20 protein-coding genes are annotated in these 25,993 nt (G+C 35.6%); 10 read left to right on the top strand and 10 right to left on the bottom strand.

All coding sequences use genetic code 11. The features are described 5' to 3' along the window. Nucleotides 1-289 precede the first annotated feature (289 nt). From AC51AA_RS07615 to AC51AA_RS07600, 4 genes are all read right to left on the bottom strand, one after another. Nucleotides 290-1,300, bottom strand: a complete 1,011-nt coding sequence (locus AC51AA_RS07615; protein WP_500705334.1) for a sterol desaturase family protein — start codon at nucleotides 1,298-1,300, stop codon at nucleotides 290-292. 191 nt (nucleotides 1,301-1,491) lie between these two features. Continuing rightward, the gene (locus tag AC51AA_RS07610) at nucleotides 1,492-3,411 is read right to left on the bottom strand and encodes an arylsulfatase (protein WP_500705332.1); all 1,920 of its coding nucleotides are present in this window, start codon (nucleotides 3,409-3,411) and stop codon (nucleotides 1,492-1,494) included. Between the two features lie 12 nt (nucleotides 3,412-3,423). Then, nucleotides 3,424-4,896 (bottom strand): RagB/SusD family nutrient uptake outer membrane protein, encoded by a 1,473-nt coding sequence (locus tag AC51AA_RS07605; protein ID WP_500705330.1) that lies wholly within the window; start codon nucleotides 4,894-4,896, stop codon nucleotides 3,424-3,426. Between the two features lie 17 nt (nucleotides 4,897-4,913). After that, nucleotides 4,914-8,045 (bottom strand): SusC/RagA family TonB-linked outer membrane protein, encoded by a 3,132-nt coding sequence (locus AC51AA_RS07600; RefSeq protein WP_500705328.1) that lies wholly within the window; start codon nucleotides 8,043-8,045, stop codon nucleotides 4,914-4,916. A 936-nt stretch (nucleotides 8,046-8,981) separates the two neighbouring features. On the opposite strand from AC51AA_RS07600, the gene AC51AA_RS07595 reads away from it, so the two are divergent. From AC51AA_RS07595 to moaA, 9 genes are all read left to right on the top strand, one after another. Beyond that, nucleotides 8,982-10,154, top strand: a complete 1,173-nt coding sequence (locus AC51AA_RS07595) for a molybdopterin molybdotransferase MoeA (protein ID WP_500705326.1) — start codon at nucleotides 8,982-8,984, stop codon at nucleotides 10,152-10,154. Nucleotides 10,155-10,227: 73 nt separating this feature from the next. Beyond that, nucleotides 10,228-10,974 carry a sulfite exporter TauE/SafE family protein gene (locus AC51AA_RS07590; RefSeq protein ID WP_500705324.1) on the top strand — a complete coding sequence of 249 codons (747 nt, stop codon included), beginning with the start codon at nucleotides 10,228-10,230 and terminating at the stop codon, nucleotides 10,972-10,974. Between the two features lie 56 nt (nucleotides 10,975-11,030). Continuing rightward, the gene (locus AC51AA_RS07585; protein ID WP_500705322.1) at nucleotides 11,031-11,603 is read left to right on the top strand and encodes a molybdenum cofactor guanylyltransferase; all 573 of its coding nucleotides are present in this window, start codon (nucleotides 11,031-11,033) and stop codon (nucleotides 11,601-11,603) included. A gap of 5 nt (nucleotides 11,604-11,608) precedes the next feature. After that, on the top strand, nucleotides 11,609-12,382 hold the full coding sequence (cobA, locus tag AC51AA_RS07580; RefSeq protein ID WP_500705320.1) for a uroporphyrinogen-III C-methyltransferase: 774 nt from the start codon (nucleotides 11,609-11,611) through the stop codon (nucleotides 12,380-12,382). Between the two features lie 30 nt (nucleotides 12,383-12,412). Further along, nucleotides 12,413-12,649, top strand: coding sequence for a MoaD/ThiS family protein (locus AC51AA_RS07575; RefSeq protein ID WP_500705318.1), 237 nt, complete (start codon nucleotides 12,413-12,415; stop codon nucleotides 12,647-12,649). A 10-nt stretch (nucleotides 12,650-12,659) separates the two neighbouring features. Beyond that, nucleotides 12,660-13,736, top strand: a complete 1,077-nt coding sequence (locus AC51AA_RS07570; RefSeq protein WP_500705316.1) for a ThiF family adenylyltransferase — start codon at nucleotides 12,660-12,662, stop codon at nucleotides 13,734-13,736. Between the two features lie 59 nt (nucleotides 13,737-13,795). Continuing rightward, complete coding sequence (locus AC51AA_RS07565) at nucleotides 13,796-14,227, top strand: molybdenum cofactor biosynthesis protein MoaE (protein WP_500705314.1); 432 nt, start codon at nucleotides 13,796-13,798, stop codon at nucleotides 14,225-14,227. A 1-nt stretch (nucleotide 14,228) separates the two neighbouring features. Beyond that, on the top strand, nucleotides 14,229-15,143 hold the full coding sequence (gene moaCB / locus AC51AA_RS07560) for a bifunctional molybdenum cofactor biosynthesis protein MoaC/MoaB (RefSeq protein WP_500705312.1): 915 nt from the start codon (nucleotides 14,229-14,231) through the stop codon (nucleotides 15,141-15,143). Further along, entirely contained in the window at nucleotides 15,130-16,137 is a 1,008-nt protein-coding gene (moaA, locus tag AC51AA_RS07555; RefSeq protein ID WP_500705310.1) for a GTP 3',8-cyclase MoaA, read from the top strand. The genes moaCB and moaA overlap by 14 nt, the downstream gene beginning before the upstream one ends. A gap of 79 nt (nucleotides 16,138-16,216) precedes the next feature. On the opposite strand, the gene AC51AA_RS07550 is transcribed toward moaA, so the two are convergent. The 3 genes from AC51AA_RS07550 to AC51AA_RS07540 all read right to left on the bottom strand — a co-directional run bounded on the left by AC51AA_RS07550 (nucleotide 16,217) and on the right by AC51AA_RS07540 (nucleotide 22,192). Beyond that, complete coding sequence (locus AC51AA_RS07550; RefSeq protein ID WP_500705308.1) at nucleotides 16,217-16,879, bottom strand: hypothetical protein; 663 nt, start codon at nucleotides 16,877-16,879, stop codon at nucleotides 16,217-16,219. A 278-nt stretch (nucleotides 16,880-17,157) separates the two neighbouring features. Next, a complete protein-coding gene (locus AC51AA_RS07545; protein ID WP_500705306.1) occupies nucleotides 17,158-18,588 on the bottom strand; it encodes a rubredoxin in 1,431 nt (476 codons plus the stop codon). 85 nt (nucleotides 18,589-18,673) lie between these two features. Next, a complete protein-coding gene (locus AC51AA_RS07540; RefSeq protein ID WP_500705304.1) occupies nucleotides 18,674-22,192 on the bottom strand; it encodes a molybdopterin-dependent oxidoreductase in 3,519 nt (1,172 codons plus the stop codon). 187 nt (nucleotides 22,193-22,379) lie between these two features. Between AC51AA_RS07540 and AC51AA_RS07535 the strand changes: the two genes are divergently transcribed. Next, nucleotides 22,380-23,087, top strand: coding sequence for a Crp/Fnr family transcriptional regulator (locus tag AC51AA_RS07535; protein WP_500705302.1), 708 nt, complete (start codon nucleotides 22,380-22,382; stop codon nucleotides 23,085-23,087). A gap of 73 nt (nucleotides 23,088-23,160) precedes the next feature. Here AC51AA_RS07535 and AC51AA_RS07530 read toward each other — a convergent pair whose 3' ends face one another. The 3 genes from AC51AA_RS07530 to AC51AA_RS07520 form a co-directional block, all read right to left on the bottom strand. Beyond that, on the bottom strand, nucleotides 23,161-23,781 hold the full coding sequence (locus tag AC51AA_RS07530; protein ID WP_500705300.1) for a class I SAM-dependent methyltransferase: 621 nt from the start codon (nucleotides 23,779-23,781) through the stop codon (nucleotides 23,161-23,163). 2 nt (nucleotides 23,782-23,783) lie between these two features. Then, nucleotides 23,784-24,497, bottom strand: a complete 714-nt coding sequence (locus AC51AA_RS07525) for an endonuclease/exonuclease/phosphatase family protein (protein ID WP_500705298.1) — start codon at nucleotides 24,495-24,497, stop codon at nucleotides 23,784-23,786. Between the two features lie 149 nt (nucleotides 24,498-24,646). Continuing rightward, entirely contained in the window at nucleotides 24,647-25,906 is a 1,260-nt protein-coding gene (locus AC51AA_RS07520; RefSeq protein WP_500705296.1) for an alginate export family protein, read from the bottom strand. Between the last annotated feature and the right edge of the window lie 87 nt (nucleotides 25,907-25,993).

Below are 25,993 nucleotides of genomic sequence, written 5' to 3'. Positions count from 1 at the left end.
ATGGCAAAAATTAGGTGTACTTAGACGTTCCTTATATGGAGCCGAAAAAAGCATCAAAGTTTCTCTGATTGGGCTATTGTACTTGATCTTCAGAGCGACTAGTCATTTTCGTGAAAGAAAAATACTAAGCTCCCGAACATAGAAGTTAAATAAGTTCCATGGGGACAAATCCTATTGTAAGAGGCTGCCTTTTAGACAGCCTCTTTTTTAGTGTTTTATTTTTTCATGATTTTCAAGATTGGACATGCCCATAATAAGCTGGATTTGGAGTAGTATCTTTTGGCTTATGTTATTGAGGAACGGCAAAAACGCCATCTGCCAAAGCACTTCCTTCTTTTTTAGATTTAAATATGGGCCAAAGAAACTGGGCATACCATTCTTCTTGTTTATACGATTTGATTCCATATGATTTTGGAAATTTACGTGTGATCAAGCCAGTTCCGAAGATGATATCCCAGATGAAAAACATGTTTCCGAAGTTTCCTTTAAAATGGCCAATTCCGTCACCGCTTGTATCTGCATGATGTGCATGATGTGTGGCTGGTGTAGAAATTAAACGTTCTAAAACCCAGGCAATGGGATGTAATATTTTGTATTTATAAAAAGGTTTATCCCAAGCAATACTTGAATGTGCTCCTAAAGTGATAAAACTTTTTAATACCAGAACAAATAATGCAGGTAGGCCTAAACCTAAATACGTTAAAGTAGCGGTAAGATAAATTTGAGAGAAAAAAATGGTATAAATGAAATTTTGCCTAGAAAGCATTGCCATCCCCATGTAAGGAGCTGAGTGGTGCGTTCTATGAAAGCGCCATAAAAAGGGTACTTGATGGTGTAAACGATGGTACCAATATTGGGTTAGATCATCGGCTATAGCAATCAGAAAAAAACCTCCCCAAAACGGAACCCAAGAAAGTGAATTTTCGAGGTTCGGAATTAAAAGGGGTAACACCGTTAGACTAAAAAATGCGATAACAGGAGGTAAAATTAATTTGGGGGCTAAAAAAGAGATAATATCTATTTTGCGTTCTTCACCAGTCCATTGATCGTCATATAAACCTGCGCTAAATTCGATAATGCCCAAAACGAGCATAAAAACAGTTAATCCCCATGTTCTGATGTTGGTGAATGCTGGTTTTGCAAATTCTAAAAAGGATGGTAATGTAATATGTGATTCACTTACGACACCATTGCTTAGTCTAAAATAAAGATAAATTGCCAAGACAGGCAATGTGTATAACAAAAAACTGATGCTTAAATCTCTTGTTAGTTTTTTTTGCGAATTTTGAATTGTGGCCATAATTGCTTATTTTAAAAATTGTTTTAATAATGTTAAACCTCCCGCCAGTATGGCAAGCGGCACTAAAAAAAGAATCGTTCCAACGATGATTTTTTTTGCTATAATTTCAAAGTCTACTCTTTTCATGATGATAATGTTTTATTAGAACCAGGCCTTTAAAATGGTAATAAAGACCTGAATTCCAGATTTTTTTAATTAGTACTTCCCGCTGGTTTGTTTGCCTGACGAATTAATTCCTGAATATTTTTGCTTTTATCCGTTCCGCTGTTGTGTATTCTTCGGCTAAAAACATCTTGCCAGTCTATTAAGGGATAAAGGTTATTTTCTTTGGCTTGCTCATCAAACAATTTTTGAAGCTCTGCTAGTTTCTCAGGATATTTTTTAGCCAAATTAACGCGCTCATTAAAATCCTCATTTAGGTTGTAGAGTTCCCATACATCAGCATCAAAATTGCTTTTTGCAGCGGCTTGGTTTTTACCTAATGAATTTTTTAAGGCAAATGAATCTGGTAAATGTGCTGCAGCAGCTTTCCAACCCTCTTTGTAAATAGCTCTGTTTCCGAAAATGTAATAGTATTGTACTTTGTGCAATGACTCGGCTTTCGCATCATTTAAAGAACCGTAAAACGAAGAACCCTGAATAATATCCTGCTTAACCTCTCTGATGGCTTCTGGAGCTTTAAGTCCTGCAATTTCTAATGTAGTGGGTAGCAAATCGGTTACGTGGCTGTATTGATTTCGGATACCACCTTTTTCTTTAATTCCTTTTGGATAAAAAACAATCAAAGGATTTCGGGTTCCACCTTCAGAATGGGCATCTTGTTTCCAGTTTTTGAAAGGTGAATTAGTGGCTTGAGCCCAACCTAAAGGAAAGTTAGTATTGAGACCTTTTGCAGTACCAATTTCTCCTATGTTGTTTAAGTTATCCTGAAGATACTTTTCATCAGAAACAGCCTGAGCAAAAATATTTTGGTTGATCGTACCTTGTGTTGTGCCTTCTTTGCTGGCTCCATTATCTCCAATAGCTACAAAAATTAAGGTATTTTCTAATTGGTTTGTTGCTTTTAAATGATCTACAATTCTTCCAATTTCATGGTCTGTGTACGTGAGGTATCCGGCGTATACTTCCATGAATCTTGCGTAAACTTTCTTTTGATCTGGAGTTAGTTTTTTCCAGTCTGCAATAATGGGGTTACGTTCCGGTAAAATGGCATTGGCAGGAATTACACCTAATTTTTTCTGATTGGCCAATACTTTTTCACGATAAGCATCCCAACCGTCGTCAAATTTCCCTTTATAGGGATCACTCCATGATGCGGCAACTTGATGAGGTGCATGAACGGCTCCTGGTGCATAGTACAAAAAGAAAGGTTTATCCGGAGCAGCCTTATGTTGTTTTGTAATATAACTAATGGCTTTATCCGTTATCTGGTCCGTTAAATGTCTTCCGTCAGGTGTTACATGAGCATTATCTTCTACTAAGTCAGGTTTGTATTGATCGGTTTGTGACCCTAAGAAACCATAAAAGTGTTCAAATCCTTTCCCTGTTGGCCATCTGTCGAATGGTCCTGCGTCAGTAGCTTCTTCATCAGGAGTCAATCCGTATTTACCAACTGCAAAAGTATTATAGCCTTTATCTCTTAAAATTTCTGCAATGGTTCCTTTATCAGAGGGGATTCTACCGTCCCAACCTGGAAAACCTGCCGATAGAACAGTATGAGAAAAGCCACTAACATGAACTCTTCCTGAATTTCTACCAGTCAATAAAGCGGCACGGGTAGGAGCACAGATAGCTGTGGTGTGAAAATTAGTATAACGAAGACCGTTATTGGCTAATGCGTCAAAAGTTGGAGTTTGGATCAAACCTCCAAAGGCACTGGAAGCTCCAAATCCAACGTCATCAAGTAAAATCCAAACAATGTTTGGGGCACCTTTTGGCGCTTGTACCGGTTCTGGCCAGTATTCTTTAGAATCGGCCAAAGTTTTTCCGATAACGCCCTTAAATTCTTCTGGTTTGTCTTGGGCATAGCTCAATTGTGCAAGAAGTATTGCTGTAATCAAGAGCCCTTTTTTAGGGCTTTTGATGGTAATTCTATTTTTAAAGTTTTTCATAATGTAGAGTTTTTAATATCCTGGGTTTTGAGGTAAGCCTATTGGGTCAATATTTCTTTCGCTTTGTGGAATCGGATACAGGTTGTTTCTTTCTGAAACCGAGTTTTTTGCCGTTACTTTTTTTACTTCAGTAACGAGTGTTCCCCAACGAACCAAGTCAAACCAGCGTTGTCCTTCTTGAACGAATTCTTTTTTGCGTTCTTCCTGAAGGGCAGCCCTAAAAGTGGTTTGAGTTAAACCAGTTAAATCTACTGAGGCATCTGGTGTAGCGATTGGTTTTCCAAATGCCCTTCGTCTTACTTGATTAATCAATTCGTATGCTTCTGTTGTCGGTGCTCCCTGCTCGTTTATCGCTTCGGCTAAAGACAATAAAATGTCAGCATAACGAATCACTGGAAAATTAATGGCAACGTTTGATGGCGTAGCCAAATTGGTTAAGTCCAAATACTTTTTAAAGATGGGTTTTGGAAAAGTATAGAGGTTTGCTGTACCTGGAATGGGTAATTGTTTGGCATAACTTACATCTCTTCGGGTGTCACCAGGGACATATATATCATAGAATAGCGTTACGTCTGAGATAATGTCAGCAGGTTCTGTGGCCGTAAAGCCTGTAAATGATGTTGCTTGAAAAGTACTTCCGCTAGATCCGTTTCCTGCTTGATTGGGTTCAAATTGTACAGAGAAAATATGTTCTTTTCCGTTCTTTTTCGTTTTATTAAAGAGATCACCGAAATTTTCAAAAAGAGCATAACCATAACCACCGTTGATGACTTCTCTGGCTTTTAAGATGGCATTTGGATAATCTTTTCTAGTGAGATAAACTTTGGCTAAGATTGCTTTTGCAGCTCCGGATGTTGCACGACCCGCGTCAGTTGCCCCATAAGTAGAAGGCAAGCTTTCAGCTTCTTTTAAATCTGAAATGATCTGGGCATAAACAGCTTCTACAGTTGCTCTTTTCGATTTTAAACTTTCTAGTTGAATGGATGTTGGTTCATGCAAAACAATTGGAACTCCGCCCCAAAGACGAACTGCCTGAAAGTACAATAACCCTCTAATAAATTTGGCTTCCAAAATCAATCTGTTTTTTACGGCTTCAGTTCCGGCCACCTTCGGAATGTTATCTATTGAAACATTGGCCCTGTTTATTCCCGCGTAAATTTGCCGCCAGGCTACCTGAACACGATCTGAGGTAGCATCGTGAGTCAAGCTGCTCAAAGCTCTTACTTGCGGATTGGTTGCCGAAACTCCTGCCGAAGCATAATCAGTAGCCATGTCTGTCAGGAAATATAAATTTCTACCAAATAAACTTTGTTCTCCCGGATCTAAACTTAAAGAAGCATAAACGGCTGTTACACTTGCAACAGCGTCATCCTGCGTTTTAAAGTAATTTTCTTCGGTTACAAAAGAGGTAGGGGTTACCTCTAAATCTGTGCACGATACAAAGAGACCAGCACTTGCTATTAATAAGATTATAATTTTTTTCATTGTGTATATTTTTTGACTTAGAAAGTTACGTTCAAGCCGGAAATGAATGTTTTAGAATTTGGATAAGATCCAAAGTCAATTCCCGGATATAAGTTATTTTGCTCGTAGGAACTTACCTCCGGATCATATCCGGTATATTTAGTCCACGTAATTAAGTTTTCTGCCGATACATAGAATTTGATACTCTTGGTTCCAAGTCTTTGAGAAATACTTTTAGGTAATGTATAACCTACTGTAATCAATTTTAACCTCAAGAAAGAAGCATCTTCTACATAGCGCTCTGAAACAATACCAAGTGGTGAACTTGTGGCTCTAGGAATTTCAGTACTAGGATTTGTGGGTGTCCAACGATCTTCGAGTGAAACATTGGCATTTGTTCCCAACGTAGAAATTTCTAATTGTTGGTTCAAAGCATTGAATATTTTTCCCCCGTAAGATCCCTGAAAAGAGAAATTAAGATCAAAATCATGGTAGGAAACAGTATTGCTAAAACTTCCCACAAATTTTGGTTGTGAGGTTCCTAGACTACCTTTGTCCAGAGCGGTAATCACACCATCTCCATTGGTATCGACATATCTTCTGTCTCCAATTTTTGTATTGGCTAAACTGTTGATTTTAGGTTGGGTATTCACCTCTTCCTGAGTCTGAAAAATACCGTTTGTTTTGTATCCCCAGAAAGTTCCTAAGGGCAAGCCTACTTTTACCGTTACGGGTTGTTGTTGTAATAAGGAACCATTTGGTACTATAGGGAAAAACTGATCGACACCATTTCCTATTGAAACTACTTTGTTTTTATTGGCTGAGAAAACGAAGTTAGAGTTCCAGGAGAAGTTTTCAGTTTTGATGTTTTCGGTAATTAAACCAACTTCAACTCCTTTGTTTTCAACTCCACCAATATTTTGTAGCACTGTTGCATAACCTGAAGCAAGCGGAATGGGTACATTGATCAATAAATCGTTTGTTTTTTTGTAATAGACGTCAAAAACAAAATTGATTTTTCGATCCAATAATGATAAATCTAAACCAACATTATATTGATTTGTTTTTTCCCATTTTAAATCTGGATTGGCCAATCGGGTAGGAGCCAAACCTGTGTTTAAACTACCTCCAAAAGAGTAGTTTACAGAGCCCATAGAAGCTAAAGACAGATAGTTTCCAATTTCTTGGTTTCCTGTTGTTCCTGCCGTAATTCTAAGTTTGGCTTCGGTTACCCCTTTTATGTTTTTTGCAAAATCTTCGTCTGTAATGTTCCAAGAAAATCCAGCCGAAGGAAAGTAACCCCAGAGTGATTCAGATCCAAATCTTGAAGAACCGTCTGCACGTGCAGATACTGTAAAGTTGTATTTTCCTTTATAAGAATAATTTACTCTGGTTAACCATGATTTCAACACACTTTCAAACGCATCACTATAGGGTTTTACAGGAACACCATCTTGTAAAGCGTTATAAGTATTGGCATCATTTACAAACGTTTGCGCTCCCGCATTCACAACTTCTCCTTGTGTGTATTGTAGTGTATATCCTCCTAAAGCGGAAAACTTATGATTTTCGCCAAAAGTAGTATTGTAATTTAAGGTGTTTTCATTTAATACAGAACTTACTAAGCGGTCACCAACAGAGGCTAATCCTTTTACACCCGCACCAGTAGTTGTAGTGGCCGGCGCATAATAGTTTTGTTTGGTATTGATGACATCTCCACTCACAGCAACTTTGGCAGTAAGTTTTTTTGTGATTTTGTACTCACCAAATAGACTCGTTAGAATTCTATTGATTTTAGTTTCATTGGTTGTACTGACCAAATCATTAATGGGATTGGGTATAATACCGTTTGTAGCGGTTGCGTAAGGATTGTTAGTTAAATTATAGCCTCCGTCCGCATTTTTAATCGGGACTACTGGAGGTTGATATAAGGCGACAACCAATGGGCTTGGTGATCTTCCGACAGAAGCACCACCATTGGCTCCTACACCGTTTGACACCGTATTACTATAATTGGCATTTACACCAAATTTAAAATTCGGAGAATAATTTCTTTCGTAATTGGCACGAAGGGAAATCCTTTTAAAATCGGATGCAATCACAATTCCTTCTTGTTGAAAGTATCCCGCTGAAATCGCATAACGGGAACGCTCGTCCCCACCTGAAAAGGATAATTGATGATTTTGAATTGGAGCTGCAGTTCTAAAAAGGGCATCTTGCCAGTCATAACTTCCTGAGGTTTTAAACGTTTCAATTTGCGCTGGTGTAAAAGAGGGTAGCTGACCGATACTCGCCTGAACATCATTACGTAAGCTTGCCCATTGACTGGCGTTCATTAAGTTAAGTTTTTTCGAAACATTTTGGAACCCAACGTAGCCCTGATAGGAAATGTTATCTTGGCCTTTTATTCCTTTTTTAGTGGTAATAATCACAACACCATTAGCGCCTCTTGATCCGTAAATGGCGGTGGCCGAAGCATCTTTTAAAACTTCGATTGACTCGATATCAGCAGGGTTGATGGTGGACAATACATTTACTGTTGCACCTGCAAAGGCGACGCCTGCGGTACTGTTAGTATTGTCATTGTAAATTAAGACACCATCTACGACATAAAGAGGCTCGTTACCTGCCGTGATGGAGTTGCCTCCTCTGATACGAACACTTGAAGAAGCCCCAGGACGTCCCGAACTTTGTGTGACTACTACTCCTGGTATGGCACCTCTTAATAAGTTGTCTGCAGAAGAAGTTACTTGTGATAGATTCGCTTTGGGAACTGATGCTACAGAACCTGTGATGTCTTTTCTCTTTTGAGAACCATAGCCCACAACGACCAATTCGTCCAGTTCCTGACGTTCTTCTTTTAAATTAATCGTTACAGGGTTTTTGTCAACAATTAGCTGTGCTTTTTTGTATCCGATGTAACTTACAATTAAGGTATATGGAAATTTTTGACCTGTTTGAAAATAGAATTTTCCCTCTGCATCGGTCTGAACTCCATGAGTGGTACCTTTGATTACAACCGAGGCGCCAATGATGGGTTGGTTGCTAACATCATCTACAACGGTTCCGTCTAGTTTGGACTGGATCAGTGGGGTGGGATTCTGAGCATTTATTCCTGCCGTCAGCAGCAAGAGGAATAATATGGAGTATGTTTTTAATTTTTTTTTCATTTCTTTGTACTGGTTTAAGTAATTAACAAGGCGCCCTGAAAGTTGAATTTTCAACTCTCTAATGGTAATCTTGATTTAGTGATAAATGTTCTTTAAGCCTCGCCATTTCTGTTGCCTCAGAAATGGCTTTTTTTTTATTTACAGCAACAGCTTTGCATCTTTTTCATTTTAGTTTTTTTAGTTATTAGTTATTTTCTTTTTAGTGTAGGGGTATAGTTTCAGGTACCCATTCAGTACAAATTAATGTACTCAAATGACTTTTGGATTTTTAATAAAAATTGATGTGGTTATGATGAGATTCGCTTTAAAATCAATTCGATCTAAAAACGAATAGAATGTAAACGAAAAGAATACTGAGGATTAACAACAGAAGCACATATAACAAAAAGTGTTATAAGTATATTTTTTAGGAAGAATGTAATACGATATGCTTTCTGTTGTTTTCAAAATATAGTTTTTTTGGTTTTAAATATGATTTTAAACTCTACTAATTCTATAGACAAAGTTAAATTTAATATAATAAAATCCAAAAATTTATAAAGTTTTTTTTCAAATAGTAAAGCTAATCCTGGTTTTGTAATAGATTAAAGAAGTTGTAATGTGTTGGTTGTTAGTGTTTTGTTTGTTGTTTTTTAATAGGAGTGAATTGTGAATTTCTATTTCTAAAATAGTACAAAATAGAGTGTTTTATGCCTTTTTTCTTGATTTTAAACTTCTTTGTTATTGAAAATAAAGGATATAAAACGTCAGTAAAAGTGTGGTTTTGGATTTAAAAGATTGTTTTAAGCAGAAAACTAGAGTTCTTTTTAAAGTTGATTTTGAATAAATTAGACTAATTTTATAGATATTAAAATAATTTTAAATTTTTTACTCATCGTATGAATTAATACTTATATTTGTAATAAGTAGTAATACGTAGTTTTATAGAAGCAAATAATGATACAAGTTAAAGAAGCTTTAGCGATTGTGGCAGAGAACAGTTCAAATAGGCCTGTTCAGAGAATACCAGTGCACAAAGCTCTTGGGTATATTTTGGCGGAGGCTATTTATTCGCCAATAGATATGCCACCATTTAGGCAATCTGCTATGGATGGATATGCTTTTATTCACAGCGAAAAGCATCAATATGATGTAATAAGTACCTCACAAGCAGGCGATCATTCAAATGTAAAGCTAAAGGAAAACGAAGCAGTTCGCATTTTTACAGGAGCTTTTGTTCCTGACAATGCAGATACTGTTATTATGCAAGAACATGTAATGGCAAATGACAAATCAATTTTGATTACTAATATGCCACAGCAGTTTGCAAATGTTCGAGCCCAAGGAGAACAAATTGGTAAAGAAGATCTTGTTTTTGATGCGAATACTTTAATAACACCAGCTGCAGTAGGTTTTTTAGCCTGTTTGGGAATTACTGAGATAGTAGTGTATAAAAAACCAAAAGTGGCCATTTTGGTTACCGGTAACGAATTGGTAAAACCCGGAAAGAAATTGCCTAAAGGAAAAATTTACGAAAGTAATTCGGTAATGTTAGAAGCGGCACTTCAAACTATCGGAATCAAAAAGACGAAAGTTTATCACGTAAAAGACAACCTTAAAGCTACAAAAAAAGCTTTAAAAGAAATCTTAAAGCAATATGATATTGTATTAGTTTCTGGGGGAATTTCTGTTGGAGATTACGATTTTGTAAAGGAAGCATTATTAGAAAATGGAGTAGTAGAACTTTTTTATAAAATCAATCAGAAACCTGGAAAACCAATGTTTTTCGGTTCTAAAGATGAAACTTTAGTTTTTGCTTTACCCGGAAATCCGGCATCATCACTAACTAATTTTTATGTATATGTGTATCCCGCTATTAAGAACAAGATGGGTTTCTCTGAAACGCATTTACCAAAATTGACTAGAAAATTAAACGAAGATGTTACTAATGCTTCAGGCAAAACATTGTTTTTGAAAGCGTTATATGATCAAACTAACGTAACCGTTTTAGATGGTCAAAGCTCAGCAATGCTGAATACTTTTGCCATAGCCAATAGTTTATTAATTGTTCCCAATGATGTAGAAACGTTTAAAAAAGGACAATTGTTGACTTTGCTACCTATTGACTAGAGTGTTGAAAATGTAGGCGGCAGTTTGTAAAATTAAACATACAGGATTAAATTTTAAATTTGAAACAAAATAAATGAATCTGCTTAGTTCCGAAAATATTGTACTATTTAGTTTTGCTTTAATGGTAATTGCGTTTTTATATTCAAGCGTTGGTCACGGTGGGGCTTCGGGCTATTTAGCGTTGATGACCATTTTCGCTTTTCCAATTGCAATCATGAAACCGTCGGCCTTGTTATTGAATTTGTTTGTTTCAAGTATTTCGTTTTTCTTTTATTACAGAATGAATTATTTCAAACCAAAGCTATTCTATCCGTTTGCGATAGCTTCGGTGCCAGCAGCTTTTCTAGGCGGATTTGTGACCTTAGATAATACAATTTATAAAATTATTTTAGGAATTGTATTGGTTTTTGCGGCACTTCGATTGTTTGGAATATTCAATTTTAAAGAAAAAGAAGTCGTTCAAATAAAGCTACCCTTTGCTTTAGCAATAGGATTTGTAATAGGATTATTGTCAGGAATGTTGGGTATAGGCGGTGGAATTATCTTAAGTCCAATTTTATTGTTTTTGGGATGGGCCACAGTTAAAGAATCAGCAGCAATTTCAAGTTTATTCATTTTCGTGAATTCATTTGCAGGTATGTTAGGGTTCTTGATAGGAGGAAAAATAATTCCGACAGAAAGCTTTTATCTGGTTCCAATTGCTGTTGTTGGAGGTGTTTTGGGAGGGTTTTACGGAAGTGGATATTTCTCCAACAGAACATTAAAAATGGTTTTAGGCGTAGTGATTTTAATGGCTAGCATAAAATTGATTTTCCCCTAATGTATTTTTATAGCCGATAACCATATAGATTGAAATTTGAAATAAAATAAATAATCATGGAAACACTAACAGTTTTTATTCTTTGTGGAGGTAAAAGTTCTCGGATGCAATCAGAGAAGGGATTGGTTTTGTTTCAAAAGAAGCCTTTTATCGAACATATAATTCAGGCTATTTTACCTATTACAGATAAAATTATGCTGATCACCGCGACCAAAGAATACGATTATTTACCGTATAAAAAAATACCGGATATTATTTCAGATAAAGGTCCGTTAGGTGGAATTCACACAGCTTTATCCTATACTGAAACTGAATTTAATTTGATTCTCAGTTGTGATATACCTTTAATTTCAACCGAATTATTGACGGAATTAATTTCAAAACATAACGATGAAGCGGAGGTAACAATTTTTGCTTCAGAGAGTAAATTACATCCCTTAATTGGGATTTATTCGAAGAAAATAAAAGACGTTGTCAAAAGCGCAATTGATAACGACGATTTAAAAGTGATGAATTTAATTGCAAATATTCCGCATCAAATCATCACTATTGACGAAAGTGAAAACTTTCATTTAACCAATATTAATTCGGTTGACGAATTAAATGATCTTAATATCAATTTAAGTTAAAAGCTATGCGAAATTCAAAAACACCAAAATTAACGATAGTAGGCGCAGGACCTGGAGATGTTGAATTGATTACCTTAAAAGCTATAAAAGCTTTAGAGAATGCAGATGTTGTTTTATATGACGCTTTAGTAAATGAGGAGTTATTGCAATATGCTACAAATGCTGAGATTGTTTTCGTAGGAAAACGCTTGGGGTGTCATGCTTACACGCAAGATCAAATAAACGAATTGATTGTATCGATGGCAAAGCGTTACGGACACGTAGTGCGCTTAAAAGGTGGTGATCCTTTTATTTTTGGAAGAGGAAGTGAGGAAATTGAATATGTGGAAAAATGGGGTTTAGAAACCGCAATTGTTCCTGGAATTTCATCTGCGTTGGGGGTTCCAGCTTCGGTGGGTATTAGTTTGACACAACGCCAAATAGCCGAAAGTTTTTGGGTGATAACAGGAACAACGTCCAATCATGAATTGTCTAAGGACGTGCATTTAGCTTCAAAATCGGCAGCAACAGTGGTTATTTTGATGGGAATGCATAAATTAGAAGAGATAATTTCGATTTACAAAGAAAATCGTACCGATGATCTTCCTATTGCAATTATACAAAATGGTACAAAATACACAGAACAAAAAGTGGTTGGAACGATAAATTCAATTGGTAAATTAGTATCGGAAAATAACATTTCTTCACCGGCCATTATTGTGATTGGTGAAGTAGTGAAGAATACTTCAAAACTAACGGCTTATTTTCAAGAGCATGAAGTTAAGAATTTGTCACGATAGGGATCGGAATCTGAATTTAAATATAGAATAATGATTGAAGTTAAATATTTTGGAGCTGTCGCTGAAAAAACGAAATGCGCTTTCGAAAAAGTATCTTTTTCTCAAATTTCATTACATGAGTTATTGCGAAGTTTAGAAGAAAAATACGAGTTCGATTCATTATCTTTTAGTGTCGCAGTAAATCAAAAAATAGTACCAAAAGCGACTGATTGCACTTTACATAGAAGTGATATTGTGGCTTTATTGCCTCCTTTTGCGGGTGGATAAATTGAGTTTTATGGATAAATCAACGCGTTACAGTAGACAGATAATACTTCCTGAAATAGGGGAGATTGGTCAACAGAAACTAGCAATTGCTAAAGTTTTAATTATTGGAGCAGGCGGTTTGGGAGTTGCGATATTACCTTATTTAGCGGCAGCTGGTGTTGGTGAAATTGGAATTATGGATGATGACCTTATCGAAATATCGAATTTGCATCGTCAGGTGATTTATAAAAGCTCGGCTGTTGGAAAACACAAAGTTGAGCAAGCTAAAGCGATGGTTGCTGAATTGAATCCGTCTGTGAAAGTGAATGCTATTGCTGAGCGATTAACGGGAAGAAATGCGATTGCTTTATTTGAAAAGTATCATATGATTGTGGACGCAACGGATAATCTTTCGGTTAAGTATCTCATAAATGATGCTTGTTTAGTAACCAATAGGCCTATGATTTACGGATCTGTTTTTAGATTTCAGGGGCAGGTATCTGTTTTTAATTATCAAAATGGCCCCACTTACAGCTGCTTGTATCCTGATGAAAACGGCCAATCGCCGAATTGCGAAGAGGGTGGTGTTATTGGAATTTCAGTTGGAATTATCGGAATGTTACAAGCTACTGAAGTTATTAAAATAATTTTAGAAATAGGAGATGTTTTAAGTGGTAAGATATTGGTGTATAGTATTTTAAATAATGATCAGCAAAAGTATGACTTCGAGAAGCGTACAAGTGTTGTGATGAATTTAGAAAGTTTTCAAAAAAAATATAATATTGCTCAAGACCAAGTGGAAGAAATATCAGCGGAAGCAATTTTGAATGAAATTAATAGTGATGAAGTTCTTTTTTTAGATGTTAGAAATCTGGATGAACTTCCGAAAATCAATTTCAAAAATGGAATTCAGATTCCGATAATGAAATTAGAAAATGAAATTGAAAAACTGAATGTAAATCAAACAATTTATATTTTGTGTCAATCCGGAATAAGAAGTAAAATAGCTGTGGAATTGCTTCAGAAACATCAATTTAGGAATGTAAAAAGTATTGTCGGTGGTGCTTTGGCATTGAAGTCATTATTAAAAGAAGAAGTGAAAGTATAACCACAGATAAAAAATATTCATGGAGTTTTAGTTATAATCTGTGAAAAAAATAAAGAATAATGAGTAAAAATGTATTTGTAGAAGGACCAATTTCTCCTGAGTTTATTGCTGAGTCTATTGCTAAACATCAGTCTAAACATACCATTGGTGCGCATAATATTTTTCTGGGGCAAGTGCGTGCTGATGTGATTCACGACAATACAGTTGTGGCCATTGATTATTCGGCGTATACCGATATGGCCAATGAAGCTTTGTACGCTATTCGAGAAAAAGCTTTCGCTAAATTCGATTTAAGCTGTATGCACATTTATCATAGTTTGGGAATTGTTAAAGCAGGTGAAATTTGTCTATTTGTGTTTGTCTCAGCAACAAGACGAAAACAGGTTTATGAAGCGACAGAAGCTATCGTAAACTGGATCAAAACAGATGTACCAATTTTTGGTAAAGAAATGTTTGAAAACGATACTTTCACTTGGAAACAAAACAGCTAAAATGGTAGATATTACGCATAAAATAAGTACTTTAAGAACTGCAATAGCAACAGCGATTGTCAAGGTTAGTAAGCAAGAGACAATCGATGCTGTGGTAAATAATCTGGTTCCGAAGGGAAATGTTCTAGAAATGGCGAAAACGGCGGGATTATTTGCTGTAAAAAATACGCATTTGTCAATTCCAGATTGCCACCCGATTCCGATCGAATTTACTTCTGTAGCTTATAAAATTGAAGGTTTGACCATTCAGATTATCTTCAGTGTAAAAACGGTTTACAAAACTGGAGTTGAGGTTGAGGCTATGCATGGCGCATCAATAGTGGCGCTTACCATGTATGATATGCTGAAACCTATCGATAAGGAAATAGAAATTTCGACGATTAAATTGATTAATAAAGAAGGAGGAAAATCTTCGTTTAAAAATAAATTTCCCAATGTAATTAAAGCGGCAGTTTTTGTTTGTTCAGATTCTATTTTTGCTGGTGAAAAAGAAGATCGTTCTGGAAAAATTATTGTAGAGAAATTAACTTCATACGGAGTTGAAACAGCACATTACGAAATTATTCCTGATGAATTTGATAGTATTCAAGACAGAGCTAAAGCTTTTGCCAAAGAACATCAGCTGGTCATTTTTACAGGAGGTACTGGTTTGTCTCCAAGAGATGTAACACCTGAAGCTTTGTCACCATTATTAGAAAGTAGAATTCCAGGAATTGAAGAAGCAATTCGTGATTATGGACAGCAACGTATGCCGTATGCCATGTTATCAAGGACGGTTGCGGGAACATTAGGGAAAAGCTTAATTTTGGCTTTGCCGGGATCAACCAACGGAGCCAGAGAATCTATGGATGCCGTTTTTCCACATGTAATGCACGTTTTTCATATTTTAAAAGGAAAAAATCATGATACCCTCTAAAACCATTTTGGCGGATGATTTTGGACGAAAACACAATTATTTGCGTATTTCGTTGTTAGAAAAATGCAATTTGCGTTGTGCTTATTGTATGCCTGCTGACGGAATCGCATTGTCTCCAAAAGCGAGTTTAATGACTGCTGATGAGATTTTTGCTATTGCCCAAACTTTCGTAGAAAATGGTGTTGATAAAATTAGATTAACCGGAGGTGAACCATTATTAAGAAAAGATTTTGATGAGATTATTTCCAAATTAGCGTCTCTTAAAGTTTTGCTTTCCATTACAACAAACGGAATTCTAATTGATCGTCATATTGATGTTTTAAAGCAGTTTAAAATCAAAAAAATCAATTTAAGTTTAGATACTTTGGTTCCTTCCAAATTCCATACGATAACGCTTCGAAATCAATTTGAGAAAGTAATTGATAATCTACATTTACTTTTGAATCATGATTTTCAGGTAAAAGTAAATGTGGTTTTGATGAAAGGTTTTAATGAAAATGAAATTGTAGATTTTGTAAAACTAACGCAGTTTTTGCCTATTTCGATTCGTTTTATCGAGTTTATGCCTTTTGCCGGAAACCAATGGGACAGGAGTAAAATGGTTTCTCAAAACGAGATTTTAACAGACTTAGAAAATGCTTTTTCATCAGAAGAAATCCTGAAATTAGAAGATGAAAAAAACTTCACAGCTAGAACGTATAAAATTAAAGGTTTTCAAGGTGATTTTGGAATTATCAGTTCGATCACCAATCCGTTTTGTGATGGCTGCAACCGAATCCGTTTGACGGCAAATGGAAAAATAAAAAATTGCCTTTTCTCCAATTCAGAAACTGATTTGCTGACTCCTTTCCGAAATGGTGAGTCGATCACGGACTTAATTTCAGCATCAATAAAAAGTAAAAAGAAAATCAGAGCCGGAATGGAAACCATTGAAGAGATGGATAATCCAGCCTTGCATTTTGATAATCGAAGTATGATTGCCATTGGGGGCTAAGTTTTAAAAACCTCCTCGAAATTGCAGAGAAATGAGAAAAAAAAGGTTCAACTGATAAAGTCAAACCTTCTCTCTAGTATTATTTTTTCTTTTTAGCCTTAACTTTTTTCTGAGACTTAGCTTTCTTTTTGGCTATTTTTTTTGCTTTGGCTTTATCCTTGGCTTTTTTAGCTTTTTCTTTTTTCTTAGCTGCAGCTTTTAGTTTAGCTTTTTTAGCTTTTTCTTTCTTTTTGTCTTTTTTAGCTTTTTCTTTTTTCTTCGCTAATTTCTTTTTCTCTTTGTCCTTGTCCTTGTCTTTGTCCTTGTCTTTCATCTTTTTCTTCTTTTTATCTTTTGATTTATCCTTAGTTGTTTCTTGGGTCGTAACGATTTTATTTACATCTTCTTTTTTTGATTCCACAGTGGCTGCTTTAACTACTGGTGTTTTAGCAACGGGTGTTTTATCTTCGATTTTTGTGGTTGGAATGGTTACTTTTTTTACGGGAGTGCTACGAACAGCGGGTTTTGCTGTAGTAGAAGATGCAGCCGTTGCTGTTTTTGCCGGTGTTTTTTGTGGAGTAGGTTTGGCAGTTGTTGACGCAGCAGGTTTTGTAGCTGTTGTTGTTTTAACTGCCGCTGCTTTGCGAACTGGTGCTTTAGTAGGTGTACTTACCGTTTTGGCAGCCTCTGTAACTGGCAGAATGTTTTCTGTTTTTGGAGAATCAACTTTTTCAGGATTCGTATCTGTGGCTTTGTTTTCCATATAATAAATATTGTTTAAGATGATTGTGTTGTCAACAATGTAACTAAATTGTTAATTTGTGGTAAAGTAAATATAATCAATAAACAAATGCGCCAATGTTAAGTTTTTCTATAAAAACATAGGAAATGTATTATTTTAAAAAAATATTCTGCGAAAAACCAGTAGTCAAAAAAAACTTATAAAAAAGAGCCCTTTTGTGCCAGGGTCTGGCACAAAAGATTAGAAGGATAGAAGGAAATAGTAATTGATCAATATTGTGATAAATAAGGGGGGTGGGATTAATGCTCGACTATTTCCAAAACCTTGAAATTGCTTTTTGGAGCTTCGCATAGTGAGCAACAATAAGTTTCTGCTAAATCAGTAAATAAGACACCTTTTGGAATCCCTTGAGTTTCGTCCCCATAATCAGAATTATATAAGGTTAAACATTCTTGACATTGGTAAATATCTAATTGAGGTTTTTCTTTTTTCTGTGGATTTTCAGTTGTTTCAGTAATGGAATTTCCAAGTTCATCAAAATACTTTCTGCTTAATTCGATTAAGATTGTTGGTAATTCGAGTTTGTCAATATCCTGTGAATGCACAATATATTCGCGTGTGTTGGGATCGAAATTTTTTGCAAATAAAACATTGTAAGTGTCTCTTATTTTGATGGACTCTAAATCCTTGGGTAAATCATTTTTTTCGACTACGATCGAAGTAAAATAATGCCCATCGCGATTGTATTCAGAGATACCAAAGGTCAAACCATAGGTACTAATGTCAAATTGATCTAGGGTGCGAACTAGAAACGTTTTAAGGTTTAGAGCCCATTCCATGGCAACGGGCAAATGCCAATTCAATTCTAATAAAGAATGACGCACATTGATTCCCTTTTTTCCTAGAAATTTTTCCCATTCCAGTTTTCTATCTTTTGGAATTCCTTTTACGATAAACGATTTCCAAGGTGTGATGCAGATTTTTCCAATTTTACAATCAAAACATAAATCACACATTTCTTTTAGGAAATCTAAATCGTATAGATTATTTCTCCAATACAATCCCAGCCAATATTGGTCAATGCCCATTCGATTCATACCTTCATAGTAAGGAAAAGGATAAAACGGAATATTCAATGATTTATCAATGGTTCTGTTGTTGGTGTCCAAAGCGTCGCTAACCAAGCTAAAAATCATGTCAATTCCTAAAGATTCTTCAGCTACAATTTTCTCGATTTCATAATAAAAAGTAGCAATATCCCAACTGTAAATCAGTATGGGATATACTTCCATACGTTCCCATTTAGGTAAACGAATATACAAGTACCAATAATCTTCGTGTTCTGATGCGATAAAATTCAGATGACCTGTAAACAAGGGAACTAATTGTTGTTTAGGGTCGGTTATATTTACTTTGAGTTTGGGTTGCTCTTTGAATTGCTCTAAAATATATAAGAATTTATTACCTGTAAGCCAATTGGTATTTCTGAAAATATCAGTTGAAACATAAGAAGAAACAATGTTATTGCCGCTTTTTTGGTCAGGGAAAACAAAATGATGTTTGCCTAGCTTTTCTTTATCTAAAGATTTAAAACCTTTCGGGAAAATGATATCTTGTCTGGAACCAAATGAAATGGAATCTAAACCTTGATCCATAGCCATATTGACTACTTCTCTTAATTCTCCTGGCGAAATAACACCTCCTTTTATTATTAATCTCGTTAATTCCATGTCTTTAATTTTTTGTTTCAATTCGAAGTTTTGTTAGTTTCAAGTGTTGTACGTTCCAACGTTTTGAAACGTGTAATAAAAGAGTCTAAATTTTACATTTGGCCAAAATTTCCTTAACCTCTGTTTTGCAACTTCCGCAGCCTAATCCTGCTCCGGTATTTTTACATAAATCCGTAAAATTATTTACACCACTTTTAATGGTTTCTTCGATGTTTCCGGCTCCAACTTGGCTACATGAACAAACTAATTTTCCTAAAACGGGTTTGGCATTTGAGCTTCCTCGAAGTAAAGAGTTTCTTTTATCTGATAGTTCGATTTTGCTTTCGATCATAGTTTTGAATTCGGCAAACTCATTTTTATCGCCCATTAAAATGGCACCAACCAGCAAATCATCTTTAACGATACATTTTTTATAATAACGCTTCTTTAGATCGGCAAAAACAATTTCTTCGTAGGAATCATCATTTTCAGGAACTTCTATATCGCCAATACTACACAAATTGATGTCTTCGAGTTTGAGGATATTCATCAAAATGGAACCTTTGTAAAAACTACTGATATCGCCGGCTAAAAAATTGGCTAAAATGTCTGCTTGTTCTTCTGCCGCAGAGGTAATTCCGAACAGCTTATTATTGAATTCGGCTATTTCTCCGATAGCATAAATATCAGGATTTGATGATTGTAAATACTGATTGACTTTTACGCCACGACCACAAGCAAGACCCGTTTCACGGGCAATTTCTATATTAGGGATTGTTCCGATAGTATAAACAATGGCATTTGCTGTTATGATTCGACCACTTTTTAAAGCGATTTCTATTTCATTTTCAGTATCCGTTTCAAAAACGGTACTGACTTCATTATCAAAATAAATTTGAATATCACGAAGTTGTACTTCTTCAGCTAATAATTTACTTGAAATACGGTCAAGCTGACGTTCCATCAAACGGGAAGCTCTTTGAATTATGGTAGTTTTTACTTTTTTATGTTTTAAAGCAGCAGCCAATTCTAAACCTAATAAACCGCCACCGATAATAACAACGTGCTGTTCTTCAGGGGGTAAATTAGTGTTGTCAAGGTGTGTTTTTAAGCGATCGGCATCTTCTTTTCTTCTTACGGTAAAACGTCCAGGAAGATGAAGTTGGGCGTTTTCTGGAACAAATGGTCGACTTCCAGTGGCTAAGATCAAAGAGTCGAAGGTATGGGTTTCGCCTAGACTATCTGTAATTGTTTTTTTAGCAGCATCTATTTTGTCAATGGCCACACCAGCTTTCATGGTGATTTTTAACTTGTTTAGCGCTTCGCCATCTTTTACTTTTAATAATTGTTCCCAACTAAATTCGCCTGTCATGTATTCCGGAAGCAATACACGATTGTAAAACGGATTCACTTCATTAGAGAAAACGATAATTTCGTCAGTAGAATTGAATTCACGATAATTTTGAATGAAACGAAATGATGCAGCTCCGGCGCCTACAATAGCAATTTTTTGGAAAGGCTTTACGTATTTTGAAATGTTAACCGTTGTGTATTTGAAATCAGGTTCTTTGGAAATCGGATCAACAACGGTATTGGTTAAATTGTTGGTTCTATTTAAATCATTTTCGAGTTGTTTCCCCCAATGCATGGGTAGAAATACTATTTTTTCCTTGATGGAATCGGTCACTTTTGCTTTTACACGTACTTCTCCATTTTTACTGGCAACAATAACAATATCTCCATTTTTAATATCATTTTTAAACGCATCAATCGGGTTGATCTCTAAAACTGGACTCGGTGTATGTGTCATCAATCGGGATACTTTTCCAGTTTTTGTCATGGTGTGCCATTGGTCACGAACTCTTCCTGTGGTAAGGATAAAAGGGAACTGTGGACTTGGGGGTTCGGAGGTATTTTCAATATGCGTGGGCAAATTAAAAATAGCTTTTTGTGATGGTGTATAGAATTTCTTGTCTGTAAAAAGACGAGGAGTTCCAGAATGCCCGTAATCTGGAACGGGCCATTGAAAAGTGCCTTCGTTTTTTAAACGATGATAATTTAAGAATGAAATATCAATATTAGTGTTTTTGGTCAGTGCGCAATGTTCTTTGTAAATTTCCTCGGCACTATTAAAATTGAAACCATTAAAGCCCATTTTTTTAGCAAAACGGATTAAAATTTCAATATCTGGTAAAGCTTCTCCCGGTGCATTTATTCCTTTTGGTAAATACGAAATGCGACGTTCAGAATTGGTCATGGTACCTTCTTTTTCTAACCAACCTGCGGCTGGTAATAATAGATCGGCATATTTTGATGTATCTGCATTATGGGAAATATCCTGAACAACGACGAACTTAGCTTTTTGGAGTGCTTTTTCAATACGACGAGAATCCGGTAAACTTACTAGGGGATTAGTGCAGATAATCCAAACGGCTTTCATTTTGCCTGATTCTAAGGCATCGAACATTTCTGTTGCGGTTAACCCAGGTTGGTCTGAGATTTCATCAACTCCCCAAAAGTCAGCCACTTCTTTGCGATGCTCGGGATTTGCAATGTCTTTGTGTGCAGCCAATAATGTTGCCATTCCGCCAACTTCTCGTCCGCCCATGGCATTAGGTTGTCCAGTTAAAGAAAATGGCCCTGAACCGGGTTTACCAATTTGTCCTGTCAATAAAGATAAATTGAGTAAAGCGGTGTTTTTGTCAACTCCAACGGCACTTTGATTAAGTCCCATGGCCCAAAGCGAAATAAATCCTTTCGCTTTTCCGATAATATCTGCGGCAAGTTTAATGTCAGTGACAGATATTCCGCAGAGTTTTGAAGCTTTTTCAAGAGATGTAGTTAAAACTAAGTCTTTATATTGTTTAAAGTTTTCGGCATGATTCTTTACAAAATCGCGATCGACGTAACCTTTTTCTATGATTCGTTTTGCAATAGCATGATACAAAATAATATCAGATCCAGGAATAATTTGCAAATGCAAATCGGCGAAAGCTGCCGTATCTGTGCGCCTGGGATCGATAACAATGATTTTTATTTTTGGATTTTTCTCTTTGTGTTTTTCAATTCTTCTGAATAAAATCGGATGACACCAAGCGGGATTGGCACCTGTAATTAAGAAAGTATCGGCCAATTCAATGTCATCATAAGCAATAGGGACCGAGTCCTCTCCAAAAGTTTTTTTATAACCAACAACTGCAGAGCTCATGCATAAACGAGAGTTCGTGTCGATATTATTAGTTTTCAAAAAGCCTTTTACTAGTTTGTTAACTACATAATATTCCTCGGTTAGACATTGACCTGAAATATAAAAGCCAACGCTGTCAGGTCCGTGTTTTTTTATGATAGAAGTAAAAACGGCAGCAGCACGATCAAGAGCGGTGTCCCAAGTGACACGTTCCAGCGGATATGATTTGCTACCTCGCATTTCAGGGTATAAAATTCTATCCGAAGTGTCATTGACAACGTAATGCAAATTCATTCCCTTAGAACACAACATTCCTTTGTTTACCGGATGGTCTTTGTCGCCTGTTACCATCACGCCGTTTTTAGCATCATTGGTGACGATAATTCCGCAGCCAACGCCACAATACGAACAGGTAGTTTTGATTTTGGTATTTTGCATTACAACTGTTTTTTTGAATACGACTATTATTGATTTGTGCAGTATTCTAAATAATCCACTTATTTAGTTTTATGTAAAAATAAGTATTTTTACGTATTTGTACTTATTTTTTGGATTTATTTTTATATTTTTGAAGAAAAGAAAGGAGCAGCAACAAAATTTTTTAATCTGATAAAATATAGGACTCATGAAAGAAGAATCAGTAATTTGTTATAGCTGTATGAATGAAAATTGTTTTATCAAAAAACATTTGCACTTGGAAAAAATGAAGCAATTTGTTTTGAAGAAGAATAGTTTTGTTTGTAAAAAATCAGATCAATTCATTACCGAAGGTGCACCATTACAGGGACTTTATTTTATTTGTAGTGGAAAAGTAAAAACGGTTAAAACGGGTATAAACGGTAGAGAGCAAATTGTACGTTTGACGAAAAACGGAGATACAATTGGTTTTCGTGGATTTGGAACTTCAAAACGATATTTAATTGGAGCTTATGCTCTTGAAGATACAGTTTTGTGTAATTTTAGTAATGAAACGATGTTAGAAATTTTGCAAAACGTTCCCGAGTTCACTTATGCTTTAATGTTGTTTTATGCCGAGGAACTCAATAAAAGTGAAAATAATATTCGTAAAATTGCTCACATGAATGTACGTGAACGTGTAGTTGATTTATTGTTGTATATCCACCGCAAATTTGGTCAGATAGATGGTTTGATTGATATTGAACTTTCAAGAAAAGAAATTGCTGATTTTGCCGGAACTACAGAAGAACAAGCCATCCGAATACTGTCAAGCCTTAAAAAAGAATTGCTGATTAAAACTGCAGGAAAAAGAATTGGTATTTTAGCTATTCCTAAATTACGAGCTGAAATTATGGAGCATAAATATGTTAATTAAGTATTAGTACGTAAAATATAATCAGAGGTTTTTGTAGAGACACAGTGGGGTGTCTCCATGCCAGTAAGAGGATTTATTTTTTTCTTCCCACAAAACGAATAACGGAACCTTTTCCGTTATGGAATAAACCTTCGTTCAATTCAATTTCTTTTTCTTCTAATTCGATAATGTCGAAATTAGGGAAATCAGCCTTAATTTCTTCAATAGAGAATAAGGATGCAATGTCTTTTGGACCACCCACTTTTTCGTTTATGGCTAGATATTCCAAGTGTTTTTTACTGAATGCTTCAAAAATGATTATACCATCTTTACGTAAATAAGTTTCAAGTGTTTTGTGTAGGGTCGATTTAATTTCTGCTGGAAAGTGAGCGTAAATTAAAGCAATAGCATCAAATTGTTCGGCTTTATAGTGTAACGTTTCTAATTCTCCGATTTTATAATCAATTATGACGTTATGAGCTTGAGCAAGTTTTAAGGCTTTGTTTTTTCCTTCTTCACTGATATCAAATGCCGAAACTTTCCAGTCTAATTTGGCAGCAAAAACAGCATTTCTTCCTTCGCCTTCGGCAGGAAAGAGAATGACCCCTTGGTCTAATTTTTCTATTTGTTCTTTTAAATAATTGTTAGGTTCTTCGCCGTATGCAAATTCTTCGTTACTGTAGCGGTCGTCCCATCTTTGAGTCCAGTTGTTCATAATTATAAATTGAATTTGATTATTAAGGGTTTGTGATCACTGTGCATCGTCCAATCTTGATAGCTTCCTACGGTGACACTTTCTAAAACGTCCATAAAATCATTTGAGGCAAAGCAATAATCAAGATGATATGGTTTGTTTTGGTGACGATACAGATATAAAGTGGGATGTTGTTCCTTTCCCTGCGTTTGATTGTAATATTGATGATAGGTACTAAAGATTTTTTTAGAAGCTAATTTATCGACAACAGTAGAATGATTTCCTTCCCGTCGCGGTTTGTCCCAAATGGTATTGCTGTTAAAATCTCCAATTAATATCGTTTTATTTTCCTTGATTAAATTTTCGTAATAGTTTATCGCTTTCCAAACCTGAGTGACGTAAGCGCCATCTTTGTCTGTGGGATTATTGGCCCAAACCGCAAATAAAGTGAAATCAACTTTTCCGCCAGTTACCGCAATAGGGAGTATATTTTTGAAATCTGGATTATGACAATCCAGCAATTGAAATCGGTAATCGCTATAGGAGAAAACGCCAAGTCCTTTATGCGGATTTGTGCCATACCAAAGAATAGCCGTAGGCAATTTTGTATCACTTGAAAACTTGAGTTTTTCAGGGTTTTCACACTCAGAGATTACGGCAATATCAGGATTTAAAGCTATAATAAATTCGGCTTTTTTTCTGAAGGCCATATTGCAATTCCAAGCTATGATTTTCATTTTTGAAGATTTTTTTAGAGGAATTTTAGGTTGTATTTTAGTTGTACTAAAATACAAATTAAAGCGCAATATTTTAGATGCTGTAGGCTGTAAAAAAAGCCCTTTATCCAAAATAGAAAAAGGGCAAATTATAAAAGGTTTTTTTGAGTCTATTTCTTCCAGCTAAAAATTCTTGGATTTACAGAAATCATTAGCCAAGCCCAATTGTTTGTATGACCAGCATCTCCTGTTTTTAGAAATTCTAAAGATTTAGAACCAAACATTTGAGAGTAACCTCCAGTTAAAGTGATGTCTTTTTTGAAATTAAATGCAGCGGTAAAGTCCACCTCAGTTCCTAAATAAGAATCAAGTTTTTCATTGGAAGGATTAAGTATTTTGTTTGGCGCTGAGAAAACATGCGGAATCAAAACAAATTGCCATTTTTTAATATTGTAATTCAGCTTCAAATAGGCATCTTGCAAACCAACACTATTCAAATGATTCCCCACATAAAAATAATCCATATAACCATTGAAAGCGTGATTGGTTCCGAAAATTGGATTGAATGATTTGATCGTTGTACTTCCGTCATTCATGTCTTTTCCGGATAAGAATTCATAGCCTAAACCAGCTTTAAAGGAGTCGGTGATATTGTATCCAAAATTTGCTCCGACATGCCAAGCGCTCACTTGTTTATCTGTACTTTTTCCAGTTTGAGCGTAGAGCCCTAAATTACTGTCTGTTTTTTTGGTTTTGTACGTTAGGTACGTTCCAAAAGTCTGTTTGTAATCGATCAATAATTTAGTAGCTGTGTTGGCATATTCATAGCCCGTATTTAGTACCAATAAACTCAGTCCTAATTTATCAAAAGTGGTATGGTACCATGCATATTGCAAAGCCTTGTAATTAGAAACGGTATAGGGTGTTTGAAGGGTATTTTCGGCATTGGAGTTGTAAGCTACTCCCATATCTAATTGATGATTTTTAGGGTGATAACTTAGCATTAACGCATCATGACTTTGTCCTTGTTGTGCCCAATCCATTTCTCCCATAATGCGTTGATTGTCGTACGAAAGAACTTGACGTCCCATTCTTGCGCTCCATTTTTCGGTAAGATCATATTGTGCCCAAGCTTCAAAAACGGCAAGACCATTTTTATCTGCGAGAGTCGCAGTGGGAACATCTCCCCAAGTTCTGGTGTTTTGAAAAGTCAATTTTGTAGTTAAATGCTCTTGTTTGTAATTGAAATTTAATCGAGAACGCTGTGAGATCTGCGAACTGCCTTCTTGACCATTAGGTAAAAGTGTTTTATATCCGTTTCGGTATTCAAAGCGAGGTCTAAGTTGTACATGAACATCTAATTCTTGAGCCTGAAGGCCAAAGCTCATACAGAGTGTTAGTGAGGATAGAATTGTTTTTAGAATTTTCATAATTTGATTCTTTTTAATCGGGGGGTGTTTGTATGCAAAAGGCTTTATGATTTGGAATGAAAATCATGTTTACGGATTGTTTTTTAG

It is taken from the genome of Flavobacterium sp. OHVDL-2026-0007 (assembly GCF_059882335.1).
Note: the sequence above shows the minus strand (reverse complement) of the source record. Positions and strands in the feature narration are given on the sequence as shown.

Bases quoted from the DNA above. Each gene is read 5' to 3' on its own strand.
- AC51AA_RS07615 (WP_500705334.1), bottom strand. From the start codon at position 1,300: ATGGCCACAATTCAAAATTCGCAAAAAAAACTAACAAGAGATTTAAGC.
- AC51AA_RS07610 (WP_500705332.1), bottom strand. From the start codon at position 3,411: ATGAAAAACTTTAAAAATAGAATTACCATCAAAAGCCCTAAAAAAGGG.
- AC51AA_RS07605 (WP_500705330.1), bottom strand. From the start codon at position 4,896: ATGAAAAAAATTATAATCTTATTAATAGCAAGTGCTGGTCTCTTTGTA.
- AC51AA_RS07600 (WP_500705328.1), bottom strand. From the start codon at position 8,045: ATGAAAAAAAAATTAAAAACATACTCCATATTATTCCTCTTGCTGCTG.
- AC51AA_RS07595 (WP_500705326.1), top strand. From the start codon at position 8,982: ATGATACAAGTTAAAGAAGCTTTAGCGATTGTGGCAGAGAACAGTTCA.
- AC51AA_RS07590 (WP_500705324.1), top strand. From the start codon at position 10,228: ATGAATCTGCTTAGTTCCGAAAATATTGTACTATTTAGTTTTGCTTTA.
- AC51AA_RS07585 (WP_500705322.1), top strand. From the start codon at position 11,031: ATGGAAACACTAACAGTTTTTATTCTTTGTGGAGGTAAAAGTTCTCGG.
- cobA (WP_500705320.1), top strand. From the start codon at position 11,609: ATGCGAAATTCAAAAACACCAAAATTAACGATAGTAGGCGCAGGACCT.
- AC51AA_RS07575 (WP_500705318.1), top strand. From the start codon at position 12,413: ATGATTGAAGTTAAATATTTTGGAGCTGTCGCTGAAAAAACGAAATGC.
- AC51AA_RS07570 (WP_500705316.1), top strand. From the start codon at position 12,660: ATGGATAAATCAACGCGTTACAGTAGACAGATAATACTTCCTGAAATA.
- AC51AA_RS07565 (WP_500705314.1), top strand. From the start codon at position 13,796: ATGAGTAAAAATGTATTTGTAGAAGGACCAATTTCTCCTGAGTTTATT.
- moaCB (WP_500705312.1), top strand. From the start codon at position 14,229: ATGGTAGATATTACGCATAAAATAAGTACTTTAAGAACTGCAATAGCA.
- moaA (WP_500705310.1), top strand. From the start codon at position 15,130: ATGATACCCTCTAAAACCATTTTGGCGGATGATTTTGGACGAAAACAC.
- AC51AA_RS07550 (WP_500705308.1), bottom strand. From the start codon at position 16,879: ATGGAAAACAAAGCCACAGATACGAATCCTGAAAAAGTTGATTCTCCA.
- AC51AA_RS07545 (WP_500705306.1), bottom strand. From the start codon at position 18,588: ATGGAATTAACGAGATTAATAATAAAAGGAGGTGTTATTTCGCCAGGA.
- AC51AA_RS07540 (WP_500705304.1), bottom strand. From the start codon at position 22,192: ATGCAAAATACCAAAATCAAAACTACCTGTTCGTATTGTGGCGTTGGC.
- AC51AA_RS07535 (WP_500705302.1), top strand. From the start codon at position 22,380: ATGAAAGAAGAATCAGTAATTTGTTATAGCTGTATGAATGAAAATTGT.
- AC51AA_RS07530 (WP_500705300.1), bottom strand. From the start codon at position 23,781: ATGAACAACTGGACTCAAAGATGGGACGACCGCTACAGTAACGAAGAA.
- AC51AA_RS07525 (WP_500705298.1), bottom strand. From the start codon at position 24,497: ATGAAAATCATAGCTTGGAATTGCAATATGGCCTTCAGAAAAAAAGCC.
- AC51AA_RS07520 (WP_500705296.1), bottom strand. From the start codon at position 25,906: ATGAAAATTCTAAAAACAATTCTATCCTCACTAACACTCTGTATGAGC.